Raw genomic sequence first — 26148 nt, forward strand, 5'->3', positions numbered from 1 at the left:
AGCCCCTTACCCGACCGGGACGGGTTCGATCTCGTCGGCCGGTTCGAAGCCGAGCACGTGGCCGTAGAACCACAGTTCGGCTTCGACCGATCGCACGATGTTCTCCGCCCGTCGGAAGCCGTGCCCTTCGCCGTCGAACACGATCGATCCGACCGGGATGCCATTCCGCTGCATCGCCTCGACGATCTTCTCCGAATGGGCGGGTGGAACCACCGGATCCTCCGAACCCTGCAGCACGAGCAGCGGCCGGGAGATGGCGTCGACGTGGTTGATCGGTGACCGCTCGGCGTAGACGTCGGCAGCCTCCGGCCACGGTCCGACGAGCGACACGGCGTACTGCGACTCGAACTTGTGGTCGTCGGTCAGGAGCGCTTCGAGGTCGGCCACGCCGAACAGGTTGGTCCCGGTCGCGAACACGTCATGGTGCGCCAACGCCAGCAGCGTCGTCGTCCCCCCGGCGCTGCCGCCACGGATCACGAGGCGACCACCGTCGACGTCGCCGCGATCGGCCAGGTACCGGGCGGCCGCCACGGCGTCGTCGACGTCGGTCTTGCACCAGTTGCCACGGAGGAGGTTGCGGTAGCGGCGGCCGTAGCTCGTGCTGCCGCGGTAGTCGACGTCGACGACCGCGAATCCACGGCTCGTCCAGAAGCGCTGTCCGAGCCGGAGCGCTCGGTCGGCCGACGATGTGGGCCCGCCGTGGATGAACACGACCAGCGGCGGACGCTCACCGGCCGGGAGTTCGTGATCGGGGTGCGCCGGCGCCGAGAACAGGCCGTATGCCGTGCCGCCATCGGTCGTCGGGTACTCGATGAACTCGGGGGTCGGGAAGAAGACGTCGTCGAGGCCCAGGTCGCGAGCCGGTCGCAGCACCTCGACCTCGGCACCGACGAGTCGCACGACCTCGGACTCGTGGGAGAACGAGGCCCCGACGAACACGAGGGCATCACCCGAGCGGCGGAGCGAGGTGATCGACGAGTACGGCACCTCGACGCCGTTGCTCAACCGGTCGCCGGTCGGGCCGGCGATGACGTGGATGTCGCCCACGTACCTGGAACCGCCGAACACCCAGTGCGGTTCGACGATGTCGTACTCGCCACCGGCCCGGTGCGTGAGCTCACCGGATTCGAGATCGACGGAGTACAGATTCCACCAGTCGGTGCGATCGGTCGCGACCGTCAGCGAGCCGTCGGCCCCCCAGTTCGGCTCCTGGAGCGCCTCGTCGCCGTTGCCGGCGAGTCGGCGATGGTTCGTCGCCTCGCCGTCGACGAGGTCGGCGATCCAGAGTTCGGTCGCGTCCCACGGCATGTTCGGGTGCATCCACTGGATCCACACCAGGCGAGTTCCGTCGGGCGACACCCGGGGGGCGGCGTAGAAGTCGGCGCCGGTGGCCAGGGTCACAATGCGCTGCGAGCCATCGGTCGCGACCGCCACCAGTTCGTTCACGGCTTCGCGACGATCGACGTGTTCGAGATCGCCGTGGCGTTCGTGGACGCACCCGTACCAGGCACCGTCGGGCGTCACGCGTCCGTCGGCGTACCGCAGGGCACGGGGCGCCGCTGGCTCGGGCGAGAGCATCTCGGGCTCGCCGCCCGGCTCGATCCGACGCAGGCGCTGATCGTCGAACTCGACGTAGTACGCAGCGCCGCGATCGACCCACCAGGCACCACCGCCGTACTCGTGCACACGGGTGCGGACGTTCGCCCCCGGCGGGGTGACCTCGATCGTCTCGCCGGCGCGCCACCGGACGAGCGCGGTGCGGCCTGCCTCCTCGGGGCGCTGTTCGGCCCACCAGACGTCGTCGCCGTCGGCCACGACTTCGCCGATCCCGATCGCACCCCCCACCAGGGTGGCAGCGGTGATCGGTGACGGCCAGGTTCCGGCGGGCAGCGGTTGCATGTCCGCCATCCTCGCAGGCGGACCGCCGGCACGTGTCGCTGGTTCGTTCGCCGCGGATGGTCTGACCAGCAGACCAAGTGCTACGGTATCGGCGACCAGCTCAGGAGGACCCTCACCATGAACTACCCCAACATTCTCGTCTTCGTGGACTTCCCCGTCGGCGATGTCGACGAAGCCAACCGCTTCTACACCGAGGTGTTCGGGTGGGAGATCGAGGAGCGCATCCCCGGTGTGTTCCACCGGATCATCCCCGGCCAGAACTTCAAGATCGACGACGGCTCGCAGGGCCCGACCGGCAATCTCCACATGGGGCTGTCGTACGCCGGCGACCCCCGCCCCGATCCGCGACCCGAGGCCGAACGCGGCGAGCGTCGGATGTTCTCCGGTGGCCGCACGACCAGGGCATGGATCCTGGTCTCCGACGACGACGACATGGACGCGATCATGGATCGTGCGGTCGCGAACGGCGGCACCGAGCAGTGGCGCCACCACTTCTGGACCGAGTTCGGCGGCGCCAACGCCTCCTTCGTCGACCCGTGGGGCAACGTGATCATGCTCTGGGAACACCTCGACGGCATCGAGCAGGACCCCGATACCCACGAACTCGTCGGCGACGCCAAGCTCCCCGACGGCTGGACCATCGAGTAACACCGCCCGGGATCAACACGTGTGCGAGCCGTCGAGCTGCATCCGCCAGGCGCGGGTCGGCCACGGTGATCAAGCCGCGGCGATCAGGCCGCGGCGATCAGCGCGTCTCGTCAGCCACAGTCGATCTCGAAGTCGACGACGGTGGGCTCCTGGCTCGAGTTCTTCATCACGATCGTTCCGGTGACGCGACTGCCGTCGATCTGGTACGCGGTCTGGCCGCTGTCGTCGCCCCGGTATCGGGTGTCGATCCCCATCGGCCCGTAGTCGAACGAGCCGTCGACATCCATCAATTCGGTGTCGTCCATGTCGTTGGGCAGCTGGAGGTCGACGATGCCGTCGATGTCACCGTTCTCGGCGAGCACCAGGTCGCCGTTGTCGTCGACCGGATACCCGATGACACGAAACCCTGCACCGAAGAAGCTCGGATCACAATCCTCGAGGGTGATGTCGTCGACGCCCTCGATCTGCGAGTACTCGAGGCCCGACATCGCGTATCTCAGCTCCTCGCCATCGACCGTGAAGATGCCGAACGCGTCGCCACCGCCACCATCGCCATCGCCATCGGCGTCACCATCGCCGTCGGCGTCACCGTCACCGCCGTCGGGTGCTGCGACGTCCTCGCCTGCGTCCCCGGGCGTCGCGTCGTCGTCACCCCCGCAGGCAGCGAACACCAGCGCCATTCCCGCCGCTACGCACATGATCTGCTTCACTCGCATGTCGACCTCCGATCGGATCGGTAGCCCACTGTACGACAGCACGACGACCACGTCGGACGATTTTCCGCTGGGCCGGACCCTGCCGCCGGCGCCGCCGCCCCGTGAACCACCTCGTCGGCCGGGCGCCGAGACCGGCTCGCGCTCCTCGCCGAGCGATCGCCCCGGGGTGACACGAGTCGATCAGCCTGACCTCGTTCTCGGGGCGCAGCCATCGGCACCTCCGGCCGACCAGGGCCTCGTTAGCATCGTCGATCGTGGATGACGACGCCGTTCGCTGGCTCACCGACGACGAGGAGCTGGCATGGCTCTCACTGATCAGCGTCCTGATGCAGCTGCAACCCGCACTCGACGCTCAACTCCAGCGAGACTCCGGGCTGTCGTTCTACGAGTACGGCGTGTTGGCCTCGCTCTCCCAGGTGGACGACACCGTCGGGCTGCGGATGAGCGACCTCGCGGCCGTGACGAACGGACAGCTCCCCCGCCTCTCACAGGTGATCACGCGCATGGAGAAGCGAGCGTGGGTCGAGCGCTGCGCCGACCCCGACGACGGACGCGCGACCAGGGTGGTGCTGCTGCCGGCCGGCACCGAGGTACTCGACGCTGCTGCACCGGGCCACGTCGACCAGGTGCGCGAGCTGGTGTTCGACCAGCTCACCGAGACGCAGGTCCGCCGGCTCCACGGCATCTGTCGAACGATCTCCCAGGCACTCGGCACACCGCCACTCCTGCTCGATATCGAACGGCAGCGATCGAGCGACTGAACTTCGGTGACAGGATGCGGTCGGTGCCGGACAGGAACCGGGAATGAGCACGCGCGCAGCCCCGAGCGATGCTGATCGGCGCGCCCGCTTCGAGGTCGTCGCAGCCGAGATCTACGAGCCACTGCAGCGATACCTGCGGCGTCGCGCCCGCTCCGACGACGCCGCCGACGTGCTCGCGGACACGTTGCTCGTGGTCTGGCGGCGCCTCGACGACGTGCCGCCAGAACCGCTCCCCTGGTGCATCGGAGTAGCGCTGCGCAACCTCGCCAACCACCGGCGTGGCGACGATCGACGTCTGCGGCTCGTCGAACGGACCGCCGCCCAGCCGCGCCCCGAGACGAACGACGATCCCCAACTCGCGATCGAGCGGGGCGACCCCGAACTCGCCGCAGCGATCGGAACGCTGTCGGAGAGCGAGGCCGAGATCGTGCGGCTCTGGGCCTGGGAACGGCTCGAACCGAGAGAGATCGCCACCGCACTCGACGTGACCCCGAACGCCGTCAGCGTGGCGCTCAGCCGAGCGAAGCGCAAGCTCGGCTCGCAGCTGGGCGACCACCGCGCGACCGACAGGATCGGTCGGCAGGCGGACACTCCAGGAGCAGAGGTGCCGCCGGGACCGACGAGCCGGCGAGGAGGAGCCGAACGATGAACGACGATCAGCTGCGCGATCGCATCGGACGGACCGACCCGCTCGCCCACTCCGACCCCGGCGGCACCTCCATCGATCCGATCACGAGCCACGAGGCTCGCTCACTCCTGGAGGCCGTCATGAACACGCCGTTGACCGAAGACACCACCGAACGTCCCGTCGCACCCGTCGACGACGCTCGTGCGACCGCGTCGGGCTCCCGACGCTGGCTCGCTCTCGCTGGGGCAGCCGCTGCGGTCGCCGTGCTCGCCGTCGGTGCCGTCGCGATGACGGGCGGCGACGACGAACCCGAGGTGGCCGACCCGGTGCCGACGCAGCCCGACGAGTCGAGCGTGCTCGAACTGTCGAGCGGCAACGACGACAGCATGGCGAGTTGCATGGTGGTCGACGCCACGATGATCGCCCAGAACCCGATCGCCTTCAAGGGCACGGTCACCATGGCCGACGCCGGCGTCGTGCGATTGACGGTCGACGAGGCCTACGCGGGCGTCACCGAGCAGGCGGTCACCCTCAACGCCCCCGAGGGCATGGAAGCCCTGATCGGAGGCGTCGCCTGGGAAATCGGTGCCCAGTACCTCGTCAGTGCGTGGGACGGCACCGTCAACTACTGCGGCCAGACCGGCCCGGCGACCCCGGAGCTCCAGGCGATCTACGACGACGCCTTCGGCCGCTGACCGCGAGTGATCAGCGCATCGGGTACTTGGCCTTGTCGGGCAGACCCGACCGGGCCGTGATCATCTCGCCGGCGATCTGGGACGCGGCGTACAGCTCGGACTCGTCGAGCGTGGTCATCGAGTAGTTCTCGACGACCACGTCGCCGCCGACGAGCACGGTGTGGACGCCGCGGCCGTCGGCCGACCACACGAGCTGGTTCATCACGTTGAGGAGCGGCCGCCACTCGGGTCGATCGGTGTCGTGCAACACGATGTCGGCGTGCTTGCCGACATCGAGCGACCCGATGTGGTCGGTGAGCCGCATCGCCTCGGCCCCGCCGAGCGTCGCCATCTCGTACGCCTTCTCGGCCGGGAACATCTGCGGGTCCTGGCGGGCGTCCTTGAACAGGCCGGCGACCAGGTAGGCGGCCCGCATCATGTCGGAGTAGTTGGCGGCGTTGTTGCCGTCGGTGCCGATCGCCAGGTTGATCCCAGCCATCGCCATCTCGGGCATCTTGCCGACCTGCGTGACGCCGTAGCTCACCTTGAGCGCAGTGGTCGGGCAGTGAGCGACCTGGGCGCCGGTCTCTGCGATGATCGCCACCTCCCGGTCGTCGACCTGCACGCAATGCGTCATCACCACGTCGGGGCCGAGCACGCCGAGTTCGGCGAGATGGACCATCGGTCGGTGCCCGAACTCCTCGATGAACCCGTCGGGGTCGAGCATCGCCGGCGACATGTGGAAGCTCATGCCCGTGCCGTGCTTCGTCGCCAGTTCGCGGGCGGCGAGCCAGAGCGGGTCGGAACACGTCGTGTGTCCGACCAGGGTCGACCAGGCCCCGATGCGATCGTCCGGCCCGGCCGGGTACCGGTCGAGCTGGTGCTCGAGGTGGGCGATCGCCTCGTCGGTGGCCTGCCGGTACACCGACGGCTCCGGCGGCAGGTCCCACACCCAGCGACCGACGCGGCCACGGATACCGACCTCGGTGAGGCCGTCGACGACCTCGTCGAGGAACCGCGTCGTGCCGGCCTCGAGGAACGACGTGGTGCCCGACTTCAGCATCTCGACCGACGCCAACTGCGCCGACAGGCGTTCCTCCTCGGCGGTGAACACCGAGTACAGCGGGCACAACCACATGAACACGTTCTCGACGAACGGGGTGTCGTCGGGGACGTAGCCCCTGGTCAGCGGCTCGCCGGTGATGTGGATGTGGCTGTTCACGAGGCCGGGTGTCACCACGAATCGGTCGCCGCCGATTATGCGGTCGGCCTCGTAGTCGGCATCGATGATGCTGGCTTTGTCGACCGCGACGATGCGACCGTCGCGCACGGCGACCGCGCCGTCGCGGATGATGTCGCGGGTCGCGTTCATGGTCACGACCTGCCAACCGCGGATGATGGTGTCGACGCGTTCAGGCATCAGGTGTCCTCTCGTCGTCGTGGTTTCGTGGCCACGAACTGCTGTTGGAATCCGATCGGCTCGATCAGGCGGATCGACTCGAAGCGGGCGGCACGGATCCACTCCGAGTACTGCTGGGCGGTGAAGGCGTTGCCGTGGAGCGTGCTCGCCATCATCGTCGCACCCATCAGCACCCCGTGCGGGTTGAGCTTGCGGTCGATGTCGCAGAAGTAGTCGGCCAGGATCAGGGTTCCCTCGGGCCGCAGCGACGCCATCGCACGATCGATCAGCCGCTTCGTGCCGGCCTCGCCCTCGGTCCGGCAGATGTGGCCGAGCACGACGATGTCGTAGCCCTCGTCGTCGATCGGCACCGTGTGGAAATCGCCGGGCAGCCACTCGACACGATCGCCGACCTCGAACTCAGCGGCCTTCGTTTCGGCCACCGGCAGCACACCGGGCAGGTCGTTCACGGTGGCGGTCGCACCGGGATTGCCGGCCAGGATGGCGATCGCCCAGGGTGCGCCGCCGGCGCCGAGATCGAGCACCCGTGGCGAACGCAGCGCCGAGTAGCGGAGTTTGAGGTCAGCGCGCGTCGCGCAGCGGAACATCGTGGTGAACGTGCCCTCGACGAGCGGCACGTAGAACGCCGCCGGGTCGTCCTCGATCGGGGACGAGGGACGGCCGTGGCGAACGGTGTCGGCCAGCCGGGTCCAGTTGTCGTGCGGGCCCGGCGCCACGGGGATCAGCGCCGCCATCGTCGCCGGGCCGTCGGAGACCAGGTATCGCTTCGCCGTGTCGTTGAGTTCGTACACGCCGTCGACCTGGTCGAGCATGCCGAGCACGACGACGGAGTCGAGCAGCGTGCGGAGATGTTCGAGCGATGCTCGGACCTCGGCGTTGATCGCCTCGATCCGTGCCGGCCCGAGCCGCTGCATCGTGTCGAAGAGATCGAGCTCCAGCGCGGCGACGAGCACGTGGTAGCGGGCAAGCCCCTCGATCGCGGCCCAGACGGGGGCGGCTGCCGGCGGCTTGTAGTCGGTGTACGGGCGCCCGACGTGCGCCATCGTGTGCGTCTTCTTCAGCTCCGGATACGGCGCGTCGCGTGGCTCGAACACGTCAGTTCACCGCGTGCGCGAGTTGTGCCTGGCACAACTCGTGATGGTGGTCATGGCCGGAGGATGATCTTGCCGAAGACGTCGTTGCTCAGCAGCTTGTGTTGGGCGTCCGCTGCAGCTTCGAGCGGGAAGACCGAGTCGACCACGACCTGGAAGTCGCCGTCGCAGAACCGCTGCCAGACCGGACCGAACTCCTCGGGCCGGTACGGGTCGGAGCCGAGGATCTTGATCCCGGAGTGGAACAGGTAACCGAGCGACGGGATCGTCGCCTCGTCACCCGACGAGTTGCCACAGTTGACGAGCCGTCCGTGGACACCGAGCGCGAACAGCGAGGGGCCGAACAGTGCGGTGCCGACATGGTCGAACACCATGTTGACGCCCGCGCCGGCCGTCAGCTCGCGAGCCCACGCGGCGACGTCGCCGGTGCGATTGTTGAGCGTCGCCGCGGCGCCGAGTTCGAGCGCCCGCGCGCACTTGTCGTCGGTACCGGCCGTCGCATAGACCGTCGCGCCGGCGGCGACGGCGAGTTGGATCGCCGCCGTCGAGACACCCGAACCGGCGGCGTGGATCAGCACCGTCTCCCCCGCCGTCAGATCGCCGACGTCGAACAGCGCATGCGCTGCGGTGAGGAAGCACGTGGGGAAGGTGGCCGCATGCTCGAACGTCATCCCGTCGGGGATCGCATACACGTGCGAGGCGGGCACGAGGCACCGCTCGGCGTAGCCGCCGTCGACGTTCGCACCGATGATCCCCAGTTCACCGAACAGGTCGCCCATGCCACCGAGCTTCGACCGGTCGTCGACGCCGGCGAGCGAGGGGTCGACCACGACACGGTCGCCGACCGCGACATCGGTCACCTCCGAGCCGACGGCCGCCACCGTTCCGGCGACGTCCATGCCGGCGATGTGCGGTAACCGGAAGCCGTCCATCTGGAACCACCCGTTGCGCTGGATGACGTCGAGCCGGTTCAGCGCGGCGGCGGCCACGTCGACGACGACGTCGACCGGACCGGGTTCGGGGTCGGGCACCTCGACGTACTCGAGCACCTCGGGCCCACCGGGCCGTTCGTAGCGGACTGCTTTCATCGGGCTCTCCTTCGCTGCGAGACGTCGAGCCCGTCGGGCGTCCAACCGGCGTCGGCGGCGTTCAGGTTGCGTCCCGGCGCGACGACCTGGTCGATCGCGTCGAGGGTCGACGCATCGAGCCGGAGATCGATGGCACCGAGCAGATCGTGCAACTGCGCCGGAGTGCGCGGACCGATCAGTGCCGCCGTCACCGCCGGGTGCTCGACCACCCACGCCAGCGCAAGATGCGTGAGGCTGACTCCGGCCTCGGCCGCGATCGCCGCCAGCCGTTCGGCCGCGTCGAACTTGGCCTCGTTGCCCACGTCGAAGTGATCGGGGTTCGTCTCGGCTCGGCTCCCCGCGGGCGCCGACTCGCCACGGCGGTACTTGCCGGTCAGCCAGCCACCGGCGAGCGGGCTCCACACCACGACGCCCATGCCGTGCCGGCGGGCGGTCGGCAGCACGGCGTTCTCGATGCCGCGACCGAAGATCGAGTAGGGCGGCTGCTCGGTGTGCGGGCCGGCGAGCCCGCGTCGTTCGGCCGCCCAGTGGGCTTCGACGATCTGCTCGGCCGGGAACGTGGAGGTGCCCCACGCCCGGATCTTGCCCGCCGTCACCAGGTCGTTCAGCGCCGCCACGGTCTCCTCGATCGCGGTGTCGGGGTCGGGGCGGTGCACCTGGTACAGGTCGATGTGATCGACGCCGAGCCGGCGCAGGCTGTCGTCGATCGCCCTCATGATCCAGCGGCGCGAGTTGCCGCGCCGGTTCGGGTCGTCGTGGTCGCCGACCGGGTGGTGGAACTTGGTGCACAGCACGATGTCGTCACGGCGGGATGCGATCGCCTCGCCGACGATCTGTTCGTTCTCGCCGTCGGCGTACATGTCGGCAGTGTCGACCAGGTTGATGCCCGCGTCGAGCGCCTCGTCGATGATTCGGCGGCACTCGTCTCGGTCGGTGTTGCCCCACGCGCCCAGCACCATCGTGCCGAGCCCGAAGCGGCTGACGTGCATGCCGGTGCGGCCGAGGGTCCTGTGTTCCAACTTCATCGTCCTTTCGAGCGGGTCGTCATCAGCCGGCATCGATGTGGGGCCACGCGTGGGGCACGGTCAGGCCGGCACGCTCGAGCACGCGGGCCTGGTGGTGCTGCGCCATCGCGGCGAGCTCGTCCCGATCCACCGCGGTCGGACAGCCGTCCGCCACCACTTGGCGACCGGCGACCCAGACGTCACGGACGCTTCGGCCATCGGTACCCCAGACGAGCTGCAGGGCGACGTCGCCGCGCGGCGTCCAGCCGGGAGTGTCGGTGCGGTGCACCACGAGGTCGGCCTGCTTGCCCGGCTCGAGGGAACCGACGCGGTCGTCCATCCCGATCGCGGCGGCACCGTCGATCGTCGCGAGCGCGAACGCATCATGTGCTCCGAATCGGGTCGGGTCGATGCGCGTGTCGCGTGCGAGTCCGGCAGCGACCGCCGCGGTACGGAGGATGTCGATCGAATCCCCGGCGTTCGTCGCGTCACATCCCAGAGCGACACGGCCACCGCGCTCCATGATCTCGGCGTGTCGTCCGTGTGCGCACACTCCCTGCCCGAGACGTAGGTAGGCCCACGGGCAGTATGCGATCGCGGTCCGGCTCCGGAGCACGAGCTCGATCTCCGCATCGTCGAGCCAGACGCCGTGCCCGATGAGCAGGTGCTCACCGAGTACGTCGAGCGCATCGAGGTGCGCCACCGGTCGCCGTCCGGTGCGGGCGAGGTACCGCTCGGGATCGGACGACGTGGGCGACAGGTGCATCGTCATGTTGGTGCCCCGCTGCCGGGCGAGGTCGGCCGCGCCTGCGAGCAACTCGTCGGAGGCAAGGTCGTGGCCGACCAACGTCACCCAACCCTCGACCAGACCGCCGGCCGGGAACGCGTCGACGACCGCCGCCTGACGCTCGAGCACCTCGTCGGCGGGCGCCGCGAACGGTCCCTCCTCGATATCCCATCCCCACACGCCCAGCGTGGCGCGGAGCCCGATCCGGGTCAGGCCCGCCGCGACCCGGTCGGCGTGTGCGACGGTGCCGGCCTCCACGACGGTGGTCACACCCGCACAGAGTGCTTCGACGGCGGAGAGCACGGCGGAAGCCTCGTCGTCGTCGGGCTGGTGCGCAGCGTGTACGGGGACCGACCACTCGAAGATGGAGGCTCCGGGCGGGAGGAGATCAGGAATGCAGCTGCGGATCAGCGGGTCTCCGGTCAGGTGTTGGTGGGCGTCGATCATGCCCGGCGTGAGCACACAACCCCGCAGGTCGATCTCGCGCGCGTCCGGATGGTCGGCGCGCAGCTGTGACGTTGCCCCGACGGCGACGATCCGATCACCAGCGATCGCGACCGCGCCGCTGACGAGTACCTCGCGTCGCGGGTTCATGGTCACGACGTCGGCTTCGACGAGCAACGTGATCTCGTCGGATCGCGCCGAGGCGGAGGACGAGGCGGTCGGAGTGGTCACGGTCAGCCGCGGCGGGGTGGGCGAGAGAAGACCTTGCGCACGAGCGGCTCGAAGTGGTCGAGGGATTCGGAGGGGTACTTCGGGTCGAACGCCGTCTGGTCCCAGACATCGGCGAACCGTTCGGCCATCTCGTAGTGCTCGTGACCGAGGTGCTTGCGACGCATCTCGGGGTCCATCCCGATGCGGGCGTAATAGTGGCGACCCTGGAAGTCCTGGTGGTACTTGACCACCCAGTACGCCTCGTCGCTGACCCACGGCCGGAGCATCTCGGCTGCGATCGCGGGGTGGTTCATGTTCGAGAATGTCTTGCCGATGTCGTGGCACAACGAGGCGATGACCATGTCCTCGTCGGCACCGTCGCGCTCGGCCCGCGTCGCGGTCTGGAGCGCGTGATCGAGTTGGCTGACCGCGAACCCCTGATGCAGTTCGTCCATCGACCGGAGCATGTCCATCACCCGGTCGGCCACGAGTACCAGGTCGGCATCGAGGTAGTCCTCGATGTAGGTCATGTACTCGCCGGAGAACTCGGCCATGCTGCCGCCGATCTCCCCATCGAATCCGGGCGAGCCGGGCTGGGCCACACGCTCGCGAGCAGCTGTGACGCGGTCGGCCGAGGTGCTCGTGCTGGTGTTGTCGGTGTCGGTCATGTCATCCTCCGGGTGGTTGGTTGGTGCTCGGCGTCAACGGTCGCCGACGAAACGATCGGGGAGGCCGGTGGTCGTGCCGGCGACGCGGGCGCCGGGTGCCTCGTACGGATGTGCTGCGCAGGCATCTTCGTCGATCGCCACGCCGAGGCCCGGCGCGTCGGGTATGGGCAGATGGCCGTCGTCGATGGCGTCGAGGCCGAGCGCTGCGCCGGTACCGAACGTCTTCCAGACGGGCAGCAGGGTGGGCGGGTACTCGACGAGACGAATCCCGGGCACGCTCGCCGCGAGATGGAGATTCGCAGCCAGGGCTACGGGTCCGGAACACACGTGCGGCACGACCCGAACGCCGAACGCCGGAGCGGCCATCGCCATCTTGCGGGCCTCGCTGATACCGCCTGCGGTGGCGGCGTCGGGCTGCAGCACGTCGAGCTGGCGGCGGCGGAGCGCATCGAGTGCATCGTCGAGACCGAAGAGGTGCTCGCCGTACGCCACGGGTATCGGCGAGTGGCCGACGAGGGCCTCGATGCCGGCCTTCTCCGACTGTGGAAGCGGCTCCTCGATCCAACGCACGTCGAACTCGGTGAGCGCTTCGGCGAGCGCGCGTGCCGTCGGCAGGGTGTACGTCTCGCTGGCGTCGACCATCAACTCGACGTCGGCGCCGAGCATCGGCCGCAGCTTGCGCAGGGTGTCGAGGTCGGACCGCCATTCGGGTCCGGTACGCACCTTGATCTTGCGGACACCACGTTCGAGCAGTGGGCGCAGCCCATCGAAGTGGTGTTCGGCCGACCCTTCTTCCAGGAATCCGGACGAGGCGTACACCTCGACGCGGTCGGCTGTGCGACCGAGCACGCTCGAGATCGACCGGCCCGTCGCCTGGCCGACCAGATCCCAGAGCGCGATCTCGATGCCGGAGCGGGCCTGGGGTGCGATCCAGGTGTCACCGAGCCGGCGGCGGGTGAACAGTCGCATCCGGTCGGCGAGCAGGTCGACCGACGTCAGCGGTTGGTCGATGATCAGGGGGGCGAACACCTCGTCGATCAAGTGGGCGAGCACGCCGGCATACGAGCACCCGTAACTGTCGCACGCTTCTCCCCATCCGACGGTGCCGTCGGAGGCGGTGACGCGGACGTACAGGAACGACATCCGTTCGCGGTCGGTGCCGTACGTGCACGGGAAGGTGTCGATCCGCTCGATCGTCAGGGACGGCGCAGCCACATCGATCACCCGAGCACCTGCTCGACGGAGAACTCGAGGTTGTTGCCGTCAGGGTCGGTGACGATGCAGATGTAACCGACGACCTCGTTGCGGTACATCGGGCCGAGCAGCAGGCAGCCGTCCTCACGGGCCATCTCGGCGATCCGGTCGACCTCCTCACGACGCTCGAGCGAGAGTCCGAGGTGGCTGATCGAGGTGAGGAACCCGTACTGCTCCTGGATGTCACCCGTGATCTTGGTGGGCAGCTTGCCCTCGATCAACACGATCACGAACCGTGCCGCCTCGTCGGTGGTGCGGTCGCGTTCGTTGGCGAGCCACGCCGTGCGCAGATCGGTTTCGGGGTCGTGCCGCTGGTGGATCACTGCCAGGTCGGTGTACTTGTCGTAGAACGCGAGTGTCGCGGCGAGGTTGCGCACGGGCAACGCGATGTGCGTGAGCAGCGTGGTCGTCTTGGCACCGGTGGGCGTGTCGATATCGGTCATGGAAACCCTCCTACTTGAGTCCGCGGATGAACGGTTGCGCCAACGCCACGGGCGGCCGCACGCGGCCGGCGAACAGCGACATGGCGACGATGGTGACCACGAACGGCAGCGACGTCAGCAGGTCACCGTTCAGTTCGTAGCCCAGCGCCGGGAGCGACAACCGGAACGACAGGACCGCGCCGAACAGGAGACAACCCGCGAGAGTGCCGCGCAGTGTCCAGCCACCGAAGATCACGGCGATCAGGGCGATGAAGCCGCGTCCTCCGACGATCGAGTCCTCGAACTGGCCGACGGCTCCGAGCATCAGGTATGCCCCACCGATGCCCGAGGTGACGCCGGTGACATAGATGCCTTGGCGGCGCCGCTTGTTGACGTCGATACCGCTCACGTCGGCGGATTGCGGGTTCTCGCCGGTCGCCCGCAGTTCGAGGCCCCAGCGCGTGCGGAACACGATCCACCAGCAGATCGGCACGACCGCGTAGATGAGATAGAACATCCACGTCCGGTCGAAGAGCGCCTGGCCCACGAGCGGGATGTCGGCCAGCAGCGGGATCCGTTGGGTTCCGGCCTTGCGCGTGACGGGGTCGAGGACCGACGCGAGATAGCTGGTCAGCCCCAGCACCAGAATGTTGAGCGTCAGACCCACGACGAACTGGTTGGCGACGAGGCGATGGCTCATGTTGGCCTGGACCGAAGCGACCAGGACACCGGCCAGAATCGCGCATCCCACGGCGGCGAGCTCGCTGCCGGTCCGGTCCATGCCGATCGCGGCCGCGAAGGCGCCGCCGAGGAACATCGCCTCGATCGAGATGTTGAGGGTGCCCGATCGCTCGGCGACCCACTCGCCCGTGGCGCCGAAGGCGAGGAACACGGCGAACGTGAAGGCGTTGATGTAGGCGGCTTCCGACGTCAGGACGTCGCCGATCGCGGTGAGGACGTCGATCATGTGCGGTCACCCCCACTGTTCATGGCCCGACGTCGCTGTCGCAGGAACAGCAATGCCGGCGGGATCAGGAGTGCCAGCACCAGGAGACCCTGCACGACGTCGGTGATCCGACGCTCGACGCCGGTGGCGGCGAGGAAGCCCGACCCGGTGCGGAGGGCGGCGAACACGAACGCGATGACGATCGCGACCGATGCCCGCTGTCTCGACACGAGAGCGACGAGGAGGCCCGTCCAACCGATCGTGGCCGGGAAGCCCGGGACGAGGGTGTAGTTGCCGAAGTCGCCGCCGGCGAGCATCATGCCGCCGGCGAGGCCGGCGAACCCGCCGGAGACGAGGAGTGCGCCACCACCGTAGCGGGACGCCGCGACCCCGGCTCGCTGGGCGGTGCGCGGGTTGTGGCCCAGCATCCGGAGCCGCAGGCCCCAGACGGTGCGGGCGAGCGCGGCGGCGATCAGGAACGCCAGCAGGATCGCGGCGAAGGCCGAGATCGGGAACTCGTTGCCGAACCAGGTGATCCGCGGAATGCGCGTCTCGTCGGGCAACTGTCGGCTGATCTGCTGGCGGCTGGCGCGACCCTCGGCAGGGGCGAGCAGCAGCCATTGGTTCTTGAGTCCGAAACCGACCAGTTGGGCGGCGACCGTGACCAGCAACAAGGTGGTCAGGACCTCGGGCACGTTGCGCGTGTAGCGCAGCACCGCGGCGATGCCGGCCCACAGTGCTCCCCCGAGCACGCTGGCCGCGAGGAGGAGGAGCACGACCCACGGCCCGGACCAGCCGAGCTTGGTGCCGAAGTAGGCGCCGAACGCGGCGCCGAGGTAGAGCTGGCCCTCCTGCCCGATGTTGACCAGTCCGGCTCGGTTCGACGCGATCGTGCCGATGGCGACGAGCAGGAGCGGAATAGCGACGCCGATGGTGGCTCCGATCCGACCCGGACCTCGGATGCTGCCGTCGAGGAGCGCGGCGAACACTTCCGACGACGACCCGCCGGTGAGCTCGACGAGCAGCGCCGACAAACCGAGTGCCGCGGCGATGCAGATCGCGTACAGCCCGGCCACCTCGGCGATCGCCTTGACCCGGTCGACGTGCGGCGTCGAGGGATTGGGGTGCTGGGGCTCCTCGGTCAGCGTGCCGTCGGTCCCCATCTCGGGCTTGAAGTCGTCGGCGTCGTGACCGTGGTGCTGTTCGCGAGAGCCTGTTGTGTTGTCGGCCGCGTGCTGCGACGTGAGATGTCCTGGTTCGACCGTCACGCGACCTGCCCTCCCATCATGAGACCGATCCGCTCCAGGTCGGCGTCGTTCCGGTCCATCTCGCCGATGATGCGCCCGTCGGAGATGACGATGATCCGGTGAGCGAGATCGAGGATTTCTTCGAGTTCGCTCGAGATCAGCAGGACGCCGACCCCGTCTTCGGCGGCGCGGCGGATTCGGTCGGTCATGTACTCGATCGCGCCGACATCGAGCCCGCGGGTGGGCTGGGCAGCGACGAGCACCTTGGGCTGGATCGAGAGTTCGCGCGCCAACACGACTCGCTGTTGGTTGCCGCCCGACAGTGAGAACAGCGGGGCGTCGGGGCCGGAGCAACTGATCTCGAACTCGTCGATCAGCTGGGCGGCGGTTCGTCTCATGTGGCGGTGGTCGAGCACGCCGGCGTGCGACACGGTGCTGGTGTCGACGAGCCAGAGGTTCTCGGCAACCGACATTTCGAGGACCACGCCGGAGTCGTGGCGATCTTCGGGGATGACCCCCACCCCGGCTCGGGCCATCGCTCCCGCCTTGCCGGTGGGAATCGGTTGGCCGGCCACGCAGACGTTGCCGTCGTCGATGTCGGTGAGGCTCGAGAGCACATCGGCGAGCGGCCGCTGACCGTTGCCTTCGACCCCGGCGACGCCGACGATCTCACCGGCTCGCACACACAGGTCGAGTCGGTCGAGCACCGTGCGGCCGTCTCGGTTGCGCACGGTGACACCATCGAGTCGGAGCACCTCGGGGGCCGCCTCGTGGTCGTTCTGAGGAACCTCGGAGCCGTCGAGATCCGTGTCGACGACACCGAGCGCCACCCGCTCCGAGCGGAGCGAGACGGGCCGGCCGACCATTGCCGAGGCCAGGCCGGCCGCGTCGACTGCGTCCGTGTCGACGTGTTCGACGACCCGACCTTGACGCATGATCGTGACCTCGTCGGTCGCTTTCAGGATCTCGTCGAGCTTGTGGCTGACGAGCGCGACGGCTCGTCCTTCGTCGACGACGACATGGTGGAGCGTCTCGAAGAGTTGCTCGCTCTCGGCCGGCGTCAGCACCGACGTCGGTTCGTCGAAGATGATGATCGACGGGTCGCGACGAAGGCACTTGATGATCTCGACCCGCTGGCGCATGCCGACGGGGAGATCGCCGACCACGGCGTCGGGGTCGACGTCGAGACCGTAGCGATCGGAGATCTCGACGATGCGGTCGCGTACATCGGACGGACGAAGCTGCCCATCCTCGCCGAGTGCGACGTTCTCCCACACACGGAGGGGTTCCACCAGGCTGAAGTGCTGGTGCACCATCCCGATCCCGCGTTCGGCGGCATCGAGCGGGTCGCGCAGCCGAACACGCTCACCATTGATCCACACCGACCCCGAGTCGGGGATGACCAGGCCGATCAGGATCTTCATCAGGGTCGATTTGCCGGCCCCGTTCTCGCCGAGCAGGCCATGCACACGCCCGCGACGGAGTTCGAGCGCGACATGATCGCACGCTTGAACGCTGCCGTAGCGCTTGCAGATCTGTTCGAGCCGAACGGCGGCGGCACCGCCGGGTGCCGGGCCCGAAGGCCCGGCACCCGCAAGGATGTCACCCGTGGGGTGATCAGCCACCGAACGCCTCAGCGGCGATTTCGCCGAAGGTCGCGTCGAGCTCGCCGCTCGCCATGAGGGCGTAGACGTCGTCCATCTCGGCTTGCTGCTCGGGCGTCGCATCACAGATCACCGCGCCGGCCACGTCGGGCTCTTCGCCGGGTGCGTAGACGATGATGTCGCCTTCCTGTGCACTGCCGTCGACGATCTGCGGGAAGATCTCACGGACGTAGTCGCCGCCGTCGAAGCGCACCGCGATGTCCCAGGACAGGTCGCCCTCACGGGTGCACACGTCGGACGCACCTGCGCTCAGGACGATCTGGCCACCCTCGTTGGCGAGCTGGACGACGGGCTCGTGCGAGCCGCCCAGGTACGGGTAGATCGCGTCCGCACCCTCGGCGACGGCATTCTCGTAGGCGGCCGTGGCGTTCTGGATGTTGTCGAAGTCGAACGGGAAGTCGCCCGCGGGCACATAGGTGAACTGGAGCGCCTCGTCGACGGCCTTCAGACCCAGCTCGTACGACAGGTAGTGCTGGATCTCGAACCCGAGATCGCAGCAGCCGATCATCGTCACCGCGTCGCCACCGCTGTCGCGGAGCAGGATGCCCGTGGCGTAACCGGCGGTGTAGGCGATCTCGGCGCCCACATCCTGGCTCTGGAGGTAGAACTCGCTCTCGGGGAACCCCGCGCCGCAGTTGCAGTACCAGAAGATGTCGCTGTACTGCTCGGCGAGGTCGGGCATCGGCTCGGCGATCTCGCTGGCTCCGACGATCATGATGTCGATCGGCTGCTGAGCGAGGTTGGCGAGTTCGGTGGCTGCATCGGCGGCCTGGATGTTGTCGACGACGATCACCTCGCCCCAACCCTGCTCGGCCGAGAACGCCTCGGCGGCGTCGACAACGGCCTGGTAGTAGGCGCCGTCGTCGCGCGGCCCGGCGGCGGCGATACCGATCCGCACTTCACCGTCCCCGTTGGTGTCGAACTCGAGGGCTTCGCCCGCGGGCTCATCGGACGTCTCGGCGGCGGATTCCTCGGTCGGCTCTGCGGCGGATTCCTCGGTCGGCTCTGCGGCGGATTCCTCGGTCGGTTCGGCCGTCGGTTCCTCGGTCGGCTCGGCGGTCGATTCGTCGGCAGTCGGCTCGGCGGCCGGTGTGTCGTCGTCGTCGCCACCGCATGCAGCGACGGCAAGCGCCGAGCAGACCACGAAGGCGCTCAGCTTCTTGGACCTCGTGAACCTGGATTGGTTGGACATGGTTGGGCTCCCCACTTGGTTCGCTGATGTGGTGTGGACGGTCCTCACGAGGAGGCCATCTCTGCGTCGCTCAGCTGCGACGAAGACGTTGCGCCCGGCCAGGCCGAGCGGTAGCGCTGGACGAGCCAGCGGTTGAACTGGACGTGGCTCTCTTCCTGCCACGAGTAACGACCCCGCGGTGCGAACCGCGAGTTGAGACCGTTCTGCACCTTGGTGGTGGCGTCCTGGTCCTGGCGGACGAACACCTGCACGCCGGCGTCGGACAGGGCGATCTTCTCCTCGAAGAGCGGATCGTCGAGCGCGCTCGGATGGAAGATGTAGCCGATCTCCAGGTCGATCGTCTGCGGGCCGGTCGGCCGCACGAGGAAGAAGAAGCACTGGTCGGGTGCCGTACCGAAGCACAGTGTCGGCGGCACCAGCGCGAACGTCGACCGCGAGCGTTCCTCCTCGGTGAGGTTCGGGAACACGTCCATGATCACCCGGTGCGTGGCGTTGAAACCACCGTCGATGTGGGTGTAACCGGAGGTGCGGAAGATCACGTTCGAATCGTCGTCCCACGGCTCGGGGAACTCCGACATGTTCGACGGACAGAAGTCCTGCACGTACTGGTGCAGCCGGTTGGCGTGGTACCCGTCGTTGAAGTTCTCGAACATCACCTTCCAGTTCCACGGCATGTTCTCGAGCGTGAACGTGCCGGTGCAGACGGCGTTCTCGAGGTCGTAGTTCTGCAGGTACGGCGAGTACCGATCGAGGGTCGGGGCCAGCGACGTGGCGTCGGGGTCGAAGTTGACGAACACGAAGCCCATCCACTCCTCGACCCGCAGCTGCGGAAGACCCCACTCCGACTTGTCGAAGTCTTCGGTGCGCTCCATCGCGGGAGCGCCGAGCAGTCGCCCGTCGAGCGCATAGTTCCAGTGGTGGTACGGGCACTTGAACGTCGAGTTGTTGCCGGAGCCTTCGCACACCTGCATCGCCCGGTGCTGGCACACCGCGGACATCGCGCGGACCTGTGCCTCCTTGTCGCGGACGATGATCAGCGGCTCGTCCATGATCGTGACGGTGAACCAGTCACCGACCTCGGGGATGCGCTCGGCGCGACCGACACAGAGCCAGTCGCGCATGAACAACGCTTCCTTCTCGAACGCGAGCACCTCGTCGGAGGTGTAGAGCACGGGCGGCATCGTGGACGCCGTCGACACGTTCTCGATCGAGTCGTCGAGCGACTTCAACAGGGCATCGGTGAGATCGGTCATCGGGTGGCTTCCTCCTGCAACATGAACTTCCTGATCTTGCCAACGCTCGTGCGCGGCAGCTCTTCGAGAATCGTGAACGCTGTGGGAACTCTCGCCTTGCCGAGACGTTCGACGCACCACGCACGCAGCTCGTCGATGGTCGGCGGTGTGCTCGGGTCGACCGGCACGACGAACGCGACGGGCACCTCGTCGCGAATCGGGTCGGGAGCACCGACGACCGATGCCTCGAGGACCTGCGGGTGGGCGCCGACGACGGCCTCGACCTCCACGGTCGACACGTTCTCGCCGGCCACCTTCAACACATCGGAGCGTCGGCCGTCGAAGGAGAACCGACCGGCGGCGTCGACGGTGGCACGGTCGCCGGTGCGGAACCAGCCGTCGCGGAAACTCGCCTCGGTCGTGGCCTCGTCGTCGAGGTAGCCGTCGAACAGCGTGATGCCACGGTCGCCGCGCACGACGATCTCGCCGACCTCACCGACGGGGACCTGCTCGCCGTGTTCGTCGTGGAGTTCGACCTCGCAGCCGGCGGTGACGTACCCCATCGAACCCGGGTCGGGTGCGGCCGCCTCGTCGGTGAGCACGGCCGCGATCGTCTCGGTCATGCCGTACAGCTGGCGCGGGCGGCAGCCGAGCCAGGTGCTGAGCGTCTCGTACTGATCGCCGGCGATGTTCTGGGCGAACCAACAGTGTCGGAGTCGCAGCCCGTCGACCGGGCCGCCGCGGGCGAGGATCATGCGCATCGGTGCCGCGAACAGGCTCGCGCAGGTGACCTCGTGGCGAGCGGCCTGCGGCAGGAACCCACCGGCCGAGAACGTGTGCATCAGGGCGACCGACGCGCCGGACCGGATCGCCGAGGCGAACGAGTAGTACTGCGCGTTGGCGTGGAACAGCGGGAGCACGACGAACTGCCGATCGTCGGCGGTCAGATCGGCGGCCTCGGCCATCGTCTTGCCGACGAACGCATAGTTGGCCTGCGCGATCTCGACGCCCTTCGGGCGCCCGGTCGTACCGCTCGTGAACATCACGGCCGCACGGTCGCGCAGGCCGGGTGTCGGCCAGTCGGTGAAGGGGTGTTTCGGCAACCACGCGAGCCGTGCGTCGGTCTCGTCGATGCGGAACACCGGACGGGCACCGAGCGCAGGTTCGTACACGTCGGATCGGCTGCGAGCACAGAAGCCGACGGCCGGCTGCGTCCGCTCGATGTGATCGGCGAACTCGGGCGTGCGGCCCTGCGGGTCACTCGGGACGATCCACCCGCCCAGGCGCACGGTGGCGATCCACACGGCGACGAACGTCGGACAGTTCGTGAGCGCCAGATGCACCGCCCGGCCGGGGCCGACATCGTGGCTCGCCAACTCGGTCGCCATCCGAGCGACCACCTGATCGAACTCGGCGTAGGTCCACTCGGTGACGGTGCCGTCGGGCGCCTCGAACACCAGGAAGGTCGCGTCGGCCCGCGTCGCGACCGCGTCAGCCCAGCACTGGGCGAACGTCACGGCGTCGGGCCAGGCGGCCATCGCTCAGTCGGCCCCCTCGGCAGGCGCCCCGTAACCGCCGCCACCGGGCAGCTCCAGGCGGACGACGTCGGTCGGCTTCAGATTGAGTCGAGCCTGGGTGACGACCGCCTCGCCGTTGACCTGGAAACTGCCGGCCTCGCCGGGCTCGCCACCGAACACACCCTGGGGCGCCTCGGCGAGTCGGCTGGTGACGGCGTTGAGCTGCCATGCCTTGTTCGTGTCGACGGAGAACTCGACGACCTGGCCGAGCCCACCGGTCTGGCGACCGGCACCGCCCGAGCCGCGTCGCAGCGACTTCTCGTGGAACCGGATCGGCGCCGAGGCCTCGACGACCTCGATCGGCACGGCCGACACGCCGGTCGGGTACGAGCACGCGTCGAGTCCGGGTTTGCCGGCGCGGGCACCGACGCCGCCTGCGTAGGTGAACATCGCCGTGATGAACGGCGAGCCGTCGTCGTGGTTGCCGTTGACCTGCATGGTCCAGACGGCGCCCGACCCTTCGGCCATGGCGTCGTCGGGCCGCACCTGAGCCAGCGCCTTGAGCAGGGCGTTCGGGAGGAACATGCCGACCACGTGGCGAGCGGTGCCCGGCTGCGGCAGCACGGCGTTGACGATCGTGCCCTCGGGGGCGACGACCTTGATCGGGCCGAGGCTGCCGTGGTTGTTCGGGATGTCGGGGTTGAGCACCGACCGCACCGTGAACGTGGTGTAGGCGTGGGTGTAGTTCTTGACCACGTTGATGCCCCACGGGCTGGCGGGCGAGGTGCCCTCGTAGTCGACGGTGATCTCGCCGGCCTCGGGGTCGACGGTGATCGCACACACGATGTCGATCCGGTCGCCGTCGGCCAGGTCGAGGATCGCCGACGCCTCGTACGTGCCGGCGGGGAGCTGACGGATGCTGTCGCGGGTGGCGGTCTCGGAGCGGTCGATGATCTCGTCGGCGAGGCCCTCGATGTCGTCGAGGCCGAACGTGTCGCACAGCGCGGAGAGTCGCTGCGCTCCGACCTCGCCCGAGGCGAGCTGTGCGTGCAGGTCGCCGGCCATGTGGTCGGGCTGGCGGACGTTGGACAGGACGAACTTCCAGACGTCCTCGTTGCGCTCGCCGCGCTTCATCAGCTTGCAGATCGGGATCCAGAGACCCTCTTCGAAGCAGTCGCGACCGCCGGCGCCGATGCCGTAGCCACCCACGTCGGTGTGGTGGATCGTCGAGCCGAAGAACGCGATGACCTTGCCGTTGCGCCAGGCCGGCACCAGCACGGTCACGTCGAGCAGCTGGCCCGCGGTCTTGTACGGGTCGTTGGTGACGAGCACGTCGCCGGGCTCGAGCGACTCGAGCGGGTACTCCTCGAGCATGTTCGCGGCGCCGATCGCGAGGGAGTTGATGTGACCGGGCGTGCCGGTGACGGCCTGCGCGACCATGCGGCCGCGACGATCGAACACCGCGTTCGCGAGGTCGCCCGCCTCACGCACGATCGGTGAGAACGCGGCGCGCTGCAGCGCCCGTGCCTGCTCGTTGACGGTCGCGATCAGCGACTGCCACAGGATCTCGAGTTCGACCGCGTCGAACGTGCGGGTCTGCGTCGGTTCGGCGAGCGTCATGACGACTCCTCTGTTCGGCGGGTGGCGATCAGGCTGCCGTCGGCAGCGACCTCGACCGACCATCCGGGGCGGATGACCGATGTGGTCTCGCGTTCTTCGACGACCGCGGGGCCCTCGAAGGTGGCGCCGGCACCGAGATCGGCGCGGCGGTAGACGGGGGCGTCGACGGCATCGACGCCGCGGTTGAAGATCATCGGCCGATGGCCGATCGGCTTCGGCGCCCCCTCGGCGGCCGCGAGCTCGTTGGACGGCTCGACGATGTTGGTGTCGGCCGAGGCCGACAGGCGCCAGGTGACCGCCTGAACGGCGACATCGGGGATCGTCATGCCGTAGATCCGCCGGTACTCCGCCTCGAACGCGGCGGTGACCTGCTCGGGCGTGGCCGGCCACGACTCGCCCTCGCCGACCCAGATCGTGATCTCGTTGCCCTGCCCGGCGTACCGGGCGTCGATGCCGTACCGGAACCGGACCGCATCGTCGGGAACACCGGCGGCCGACAGGACGCGGCGGCCCTCGGTGCGGAGCTCGTCGAGGAGTCCGTCGCGCTCGGCGGGGTCGACCGTGTCGATCATGCGGGGCAGCGACTGTGCGAGGTCGATGCGGACCGGCGAGACCAGTGTGCCGAACGCCGACAGGACGCTGGCGTTGACCGGGAAGATCACCCGGTCGGACTCGAGCAGGTCGGCCACACCGCACGCGTGTACCGGGCCGGCACCGCCGAACGCGATCACGGTGACGCCTCGGAGGTCGACGCCCATCTCCACGCTGTGCATGCGGGCGGCGGCCGCCATGTTCTGGTTGACGATCTCGTGCATGCCGGCGGCGGTGTCGATCATGGACAGACCGAGCTGGTCGGCGACGCGACCGACGGCGGCCTCCGCCAGCGAGCGGTCGAGCTGCATGTCGCCGCCGAGGAACGCGTCGGGATCGAGGAGGCCGAGCAGCACGTCGGTGTCGGTGACGGCCGGCTCGGTGCCGCCGCGTGCGTAGCTGGCGGGACCCGGTTCGGCGCCGGCCGACTCGGGGCCGACCTTGAGGAGACCGAACTGGTCGACGCGGCCGAGGCTGCCGCCTCCGGCGCCGATCTCGACCAGGTCGACCGACGGGACGGACACCGGGAACCCGGAGCCCTTCTTGAACCGATAGGCGCGGGCGACCTCGAAGGTGTTGGTGAGTTCGGGTTCGCCGTGATCGATGAGACACGCCTTGGCGGTGGTGCCGCCCATGTCGAAGCAGAGCAGGCGTTCTTCACCGAGACGGTTGGCGAACCAACTGCCCGCGAGGGCGCCGGCGGCCGGACCCGACTCGACGAGACGGATCGGGGCCTGCGCCGCGTCGTCGGCGGACACGACGCCGCCGTTCGACAGCATCATCAGCACCGAGCCGCCGAAGCCCTCGGACGACAGCCACTTCTGCAATTCGTCGAGGTACGGCCCGATGACCGGCATCGTGGCGGCGTTGCACGCGGTGGTGATCATGCGCGGGTACTCGCGGATCTGCGGTGAGATCTCGGCGGAGATGCACACCGGCACGCCGAGTTCGGCACGCAGGTGTTCGGCGACCTTGCGCTCGTTGGCGCGGTTGACATAGCTGTTGAGGAGACAGATCGCGACCGAGTCGACGTCGGCCTCGCGCAGCTCGTCGGTCAGGGCGGCGAGCGCCTCCGGCGTCGGATCGACGATGATCTCGCCCTCGGCGCTGACCCGCTCGTCGAGTTCGAACGTGCGATCGCGCGGGATCGGCGGCGCCGGGAACTCGATCTGGAGGTCGTACATGTCGTAGCGATGCTCGTCGCGGATGAGCAACGTGTCGCCGAACCCCTTCGTGGTGACGAGGCCGCTGCGCCCGAGCTTGCCCTCGATCAACGCGTTGGTGATCAGGGTGGTCGCGTGGACGATCGGCGCCGTGATCTCGTGGGGGCGGACGCCCGCCTTGTCGAGCAACTGCGTGACGCCGGTGCGGACCCCGTCGAGCGGGGCGCTCGGCGTGGTGAGCGTCTTGTCCACGACGATGCGGCCGCTGGCCGCGTCGAGCAGGACGACATCGGTGAACGTCCCGCCGATGTCGACGGCGAGTCGCCAGTCGGTCGTGGCCATCAGCCCTCCCTCAGGTCGTCGCGCGGTGGCGCGAACACGTCGAGAATCCAGCATTCGTCGAACTCGTCGTCGCCGATGAACACACTGTCACCGTGCCAGATCGAGCGGGGCGCGAGATAGGCCTCGTGTTCGTTGAGCACGACCCGGTCGGACGGCTCGTCGTCGCCGATCCGGAAGTCGAGCGCCCCGCGCACGATGATGCCGAGCTGCTCGTGGTCGTCGTGCTTGTGCAGGAACGAACCGGTGGCGCCGCCGGCGATCCGCCAGAAGCAGAGCTGCAGGTGTTCGCCGGTGATGACGCGTCGACGGAAGCCCGCCCGGTCGGTCTCGCGAAACTCGGTTTCGTCGAAGAAGTGGCAGTACTGGTCGGTCAGATTCATGATGCGTCCCCTCCGGTGGCATCGGCGAACACGCTGGCGGATCCGCCGTAGCGAGCGAGGTCCCCTGGCAGGTCGAGGGGAGCGACGATCGCGTCGTGTTCCTTCGACCCCCAGTTCTCGGGCGGGTTGAGCCACATCACCTCGAACTCGAGCCCGTCCGGATCACGGCAGTAGAGGCTCTTGTTCACGTGGTGGTCGGAGGCTCCCATGAGCGCCCCGGCCTCGGTCAGCCGCACGCGCATGTCGTCGAGTTCGTCGAGCGTCGCGACCTCCCACGCCAGGTGGTACATGCCCACCGTGCCGCGGCCGGCATCGGACGCTTGCGCCTCGTCGCCGATCGAGAAGAACGCGATGTCGTGATGGTTGTTCGAACCCGGCGCCCGCATGAACACGAACGGTCCGGGACCGTCGATGATCGTGCGGAATCCGAGCACGTCTTCGTAGAACGTGCGGTGGCGCTGCGCATCGCGGACGTACAGCACCGCGTGATTGAGCTGGCGAATGGTCACTTCATCCCCTTTGGACTGATGGTCAGACCAT

General features: G+C 68.5%; 24 protein-coding genes. 4 read left to right on the forward strand and 20 right to left on the reverse strand.

All coding sequences use genetic code 11. The features are described from left to right. Positions 1–6 precede the first annotated feature (6 nt). Positions 7–1899, reverse strand: coding sequence for a S9 family peptidase (locus R8G01_08290; protein MDW3213977.1), 1893 nt, complete (start codon positions 1897–1899; stop codon positions 7–9). A 117-nt stretch (positions 1900–2016) separates the two neighbouring features. On the opposite strand from R8G01_08290, the gene R8G01_08295 reads away from it, so the two are divergent. Further along, positions 2017–2547: a VOC family protein gene (locus tag R8G01_08295; GenBank protein ID MDW3213978.1), complete on the forward strand. Its 531-nt coding sequence runs from the start codon at positions 2017–2019 to the stop codon at positions 2545–2547. A 110-nt stretch (positions 2548–2657) separates the two neighbouring features. Here the strand turns inward: R8G01_08295 and R8G01_08300 are convergent, their stop codons facing one another. Next, positions 2658–3263 (reverse strand): hypothetical protein, encoded by a 606-nt coding sequence (locus tag R8G01_08300; GenBank protein MDW3213979.1) that lies wholly within the window; start codon positions 3261–3263, stop codon positions 2658–2660. A gap of 254 nt (positions 3264–3517) precedes the next feature. Here R8G01_08300 and R8G01_08305 point away from each other — a divergent pair, with 254 nt between their 5' ends. Genes R8G01_08305 through R8G01_08315 form a run of 3 tightly spaced genes read left to right on the forward strand, consistent with a single transcriptional unit; the run spans position 3518 to position 5347 of the window. After that, positions 3518–4024: a MarR family transcriptional regulator gene (locus R8G01_08305; protein ID MDW3213980.1), complete on the forward strand. Its 507-nt coding sequence runs from the start codon at positions 3518–3520 to the stop codon at positions 4022–4024. Between the two features lie 43 nt (positions 4025–4067). Further along, positions 4068–4673, forward strand: coding sequence for a sigma-70 family RNA polymerase sigma factor (locus tag R8G01_08310; protein MDW3213981.1), 606 nt, complete (start codon positions 4068–4070; stop codon positions 4671–4673). Beyond that, on the forward strand, positions 4670–5347 hold the full coding sequence (locus R8G01_08315) for a hypothetical protein (protein ID MDW3213982.1): 678 nt from the start codon (positions 4670–4672) through the stop codon (positions 5345–5347). The genes R8G01_08310 and R8G01_08315 overlap by 4 nt, the downstream gene beginning before the upstream one ends. 10 nt (positions 5348–5357) lie before the next feature. On the opposite strand, the gene R8G01_08320 is transcribed toward R8G01_08315, so the two are convergent. The 18 genes from R8G01_08320 to R8G01_08405 are packed head-to-tail and all read right to left on the reverse strand — an operon-like array spanning position 5358 to position 26117. Continuing rightward, positions 5358–6746, reverse strand: coding sequence for an amidohydrolase family protein (locus R8G01_08320; GenBank protein MDW3213983.1), 1389 nt, complete (start codon positions 6744–6746; stop codon positions 5358–5360). Beyond that, positions 6746–7840 (reverse strand): methyltransferase, encoded by a 1095-nt coding sequence (locus R8G01_08325; protein MDW3213984.1) that lies wholly within the window; start codon positions 7838–7840, stop codon positions 6746–6748. Before R8G01_08325 ends, R8G01_08320 begins: the two co-directional genes overlap by 1 nt. Positions 7841–7890: 50 nt before the next feature. Continuing rightward, positions 7891–8925 (reverse strand): zinc-binding dehydrogenase, encoded by a 1035-nt coding sequence (locus R8G01_08330; protein ID MDW3213985.1) that lies wholly within the window; start codon positions 8923–8925, stop codon positions 7891–7893. Then, complete coding sequence (locus R8G01_08335; GenBank protein MDW3213986.1) at positions 8922–9944, reverse strand: aldo/keto reductase; 1023 nt, start codon at positions 9942–9944, stop codon at positions 8922–8924. Before R8G01_08335 ends, R8G01_08330 begins: the two co-directional genes overlap by 4 nt. 28 nt (positions 9945–9972) lie before the next feature. After that, positions 9973–11391: an amidohydrolase family protein gene (locus tag R8G01_08340; GenBank protein MDW3213987.1), complete on the reverse strand. Its 1419-nt coding sequence runs from the start codon at positions 11389–11391 to the stop codon at positions 9973–9975. 2 nt (positions 11392–11393) lie between these two features. Then, on the reverse strand, positions 11394–12038 hold the full coding sequence (locus R8G01_08345; GenBank protein MDW3213988.1) for an HD domain-containing protein: 645 nt from the start codon (positions 12036–12038) through the stop codon (positions 11394–11396). 33 nt (positions 12039–12071) lie between these two features. Continuing rightward, positions 12072–13262 carry a mandelate racemase/muconate lactonizing enzyme family protein gene (locus R8G01_08350; GenBank protein MDW3213989.1) on the reverse strand — a complete coding sequence of 397 codons (1191 nt, stop codon included), beginning with the start codon at positions 13260–13262 and terminating at the stop codon, positions 12072–12074. Next, on the reverse strand, positions 13259–13735 hold the full coding sequence (locus tag R8G01_08355; protein MDW3213990.1) for a VOC family protein: 477 nt from the start codon (positions 13733–13735) through the stop codon (positions 13259–13261). Before R8G01_08355 ends, R8G01_08350 begins: the two co-directional genes overlap by 4 nt. Before the next feature lie 10 nt (positions 13736–13745). Continuing rightward, positions 13746–14681 carry an ABC transporter permease gene (locus R8G01_08360; GenBank protein MDW3213991.1) on the reverse strand — a complete coding sequence of 312 codons (936 nt, stop codon included), beginning with the start codon at positions 14679–14681 and terminating at the stop codon, positions 13746–13748. After that, the gene (locus tag R8G01_08365) at positions 14678–15928 is read right to left on the reverse strand and encodes a hypothetical protein (protein MDW3213992.1); all 1251 of its coding nucleotides are present in this window, start codon (positions 15926–15928) and stop codon (positions 14678–14680) included. The genes R8G01_08360 and R8G01_08365 overlap by 4 nt, the downstream gene beginning before the upstream one ends. Beyond that, positions 15925–17532, reverse strand: a complete 1608-nt coding sequence (locus R8G01_08370; protein ID MDW3213993.1) for an ABC transporter ATP-binding protein — start codon at positions 17530–17532, stop codon at positions 15925–15927. Before R8G01_08370 ends, R8G01_08365 begins: the two co-directional genes overlap by 4 nt. Beyond that, the gene (locus R8G01_08375; GenBank protein MDW3213994.1) at positions 17525–18763 is read right to left on the reverse strand and encodes a BMP family ABC transporter substrate-binding protein; all 1239 of its coding nucleotides are present in this window, start codon (positions 18761–18763) and stop codon (positions 17525–17527) included. The genes R8G01_08370 and R8G01_08375 overlap by 8 nt, the downstream gene beginning before the upstream one ends. A 44-nt stretch (positions 18764–18807) precedes the next feature. Then, positions 18808–20016: an aromatic ring-hydroxylating dioxygenase subunit alpha gene (locus R8G01_08380; GenBank protein ID MDW3213995.1), complete on the reverse strand. Its 1209-nt coding sequence runs from the start codon at positions 20014–20016 to the stop codon at positions 18808–18810. Further along, positions 20013–21533: an AMP-binding protein gene (locus R8G01_08385; protein ID MDW3213996.1), complete on the reverse strand. Its 1521-nt coding sequence runs from the start codon at positions 21531–21533 to the stop codon at positions 20013–20015. The genes R8G01_08380 and R8G01_08385 overlap by 4 nt, the downstream gene beginning before the upstream one ends. Positions 21534–21536: 3 nt before the next feature. Next, complete coding sequence (locus tag R8G01_08390; GenBank protein MDW3213997.1) at positions 21537–23132, reverse strand: hydantoinase B/oxoprolinase family protein; 1596 nt, start codon at positions 23130–23132, stop codon at positions 21537–21539. Continuing rightward, positions 23129–25228 carry a hydantoinase/oxoprolinase family protein gene (locus R8G01_08395; GenBank protein MDW3213998.1) on the reverse strand — a complete coding sequence of 700 codons (2100 nt, stop codon included), beginning with the start codon at positions 25226–25228 and terminating at the stop codon, positions 23129–23131. Before R8G01_08395 ends, R8G01_08390 begins: the two co-directional genes overlap by 4 nt. Then, positions 25228–25608 carry a cupin domain-containing protein gene (locus tag R8G01_08400; protein ID MDW3213999.1) on the reverse strand — a complete coding sequence of 127 codons (381 nt, stop codon included), beginning with the start codon at positions 25606–25608 and terminating at the stop codon, positions 25228–25230. Before R8G01_08400 ends, R8G01_08395 begins: the two co-directional genes overlap by 1 nt. Further along, a complete protein-coding gene (locus R8G01_08405) occupies positions 25605–26117 on the reverse strand; it encodes a VOC family protein (GenBank protein MDW3214000.1) in 513 nt (170 codons plus the stop codon). Before R8G01_08405 ends, R8G01_08400 begins: the two co-directional genes overlap by 4 nt. Positions 26118–26148 lie beyond the last annotated feature (31 nt).

The organism is Ilumatobacteraceae bacterium (genome assembly GCA_033344875.1).
GTDB lineage: Bacteria > Actinomycetota > Acidimicrobiia > Acidimicrobiales > Ilumatobacteraceae > Ilumatobacter.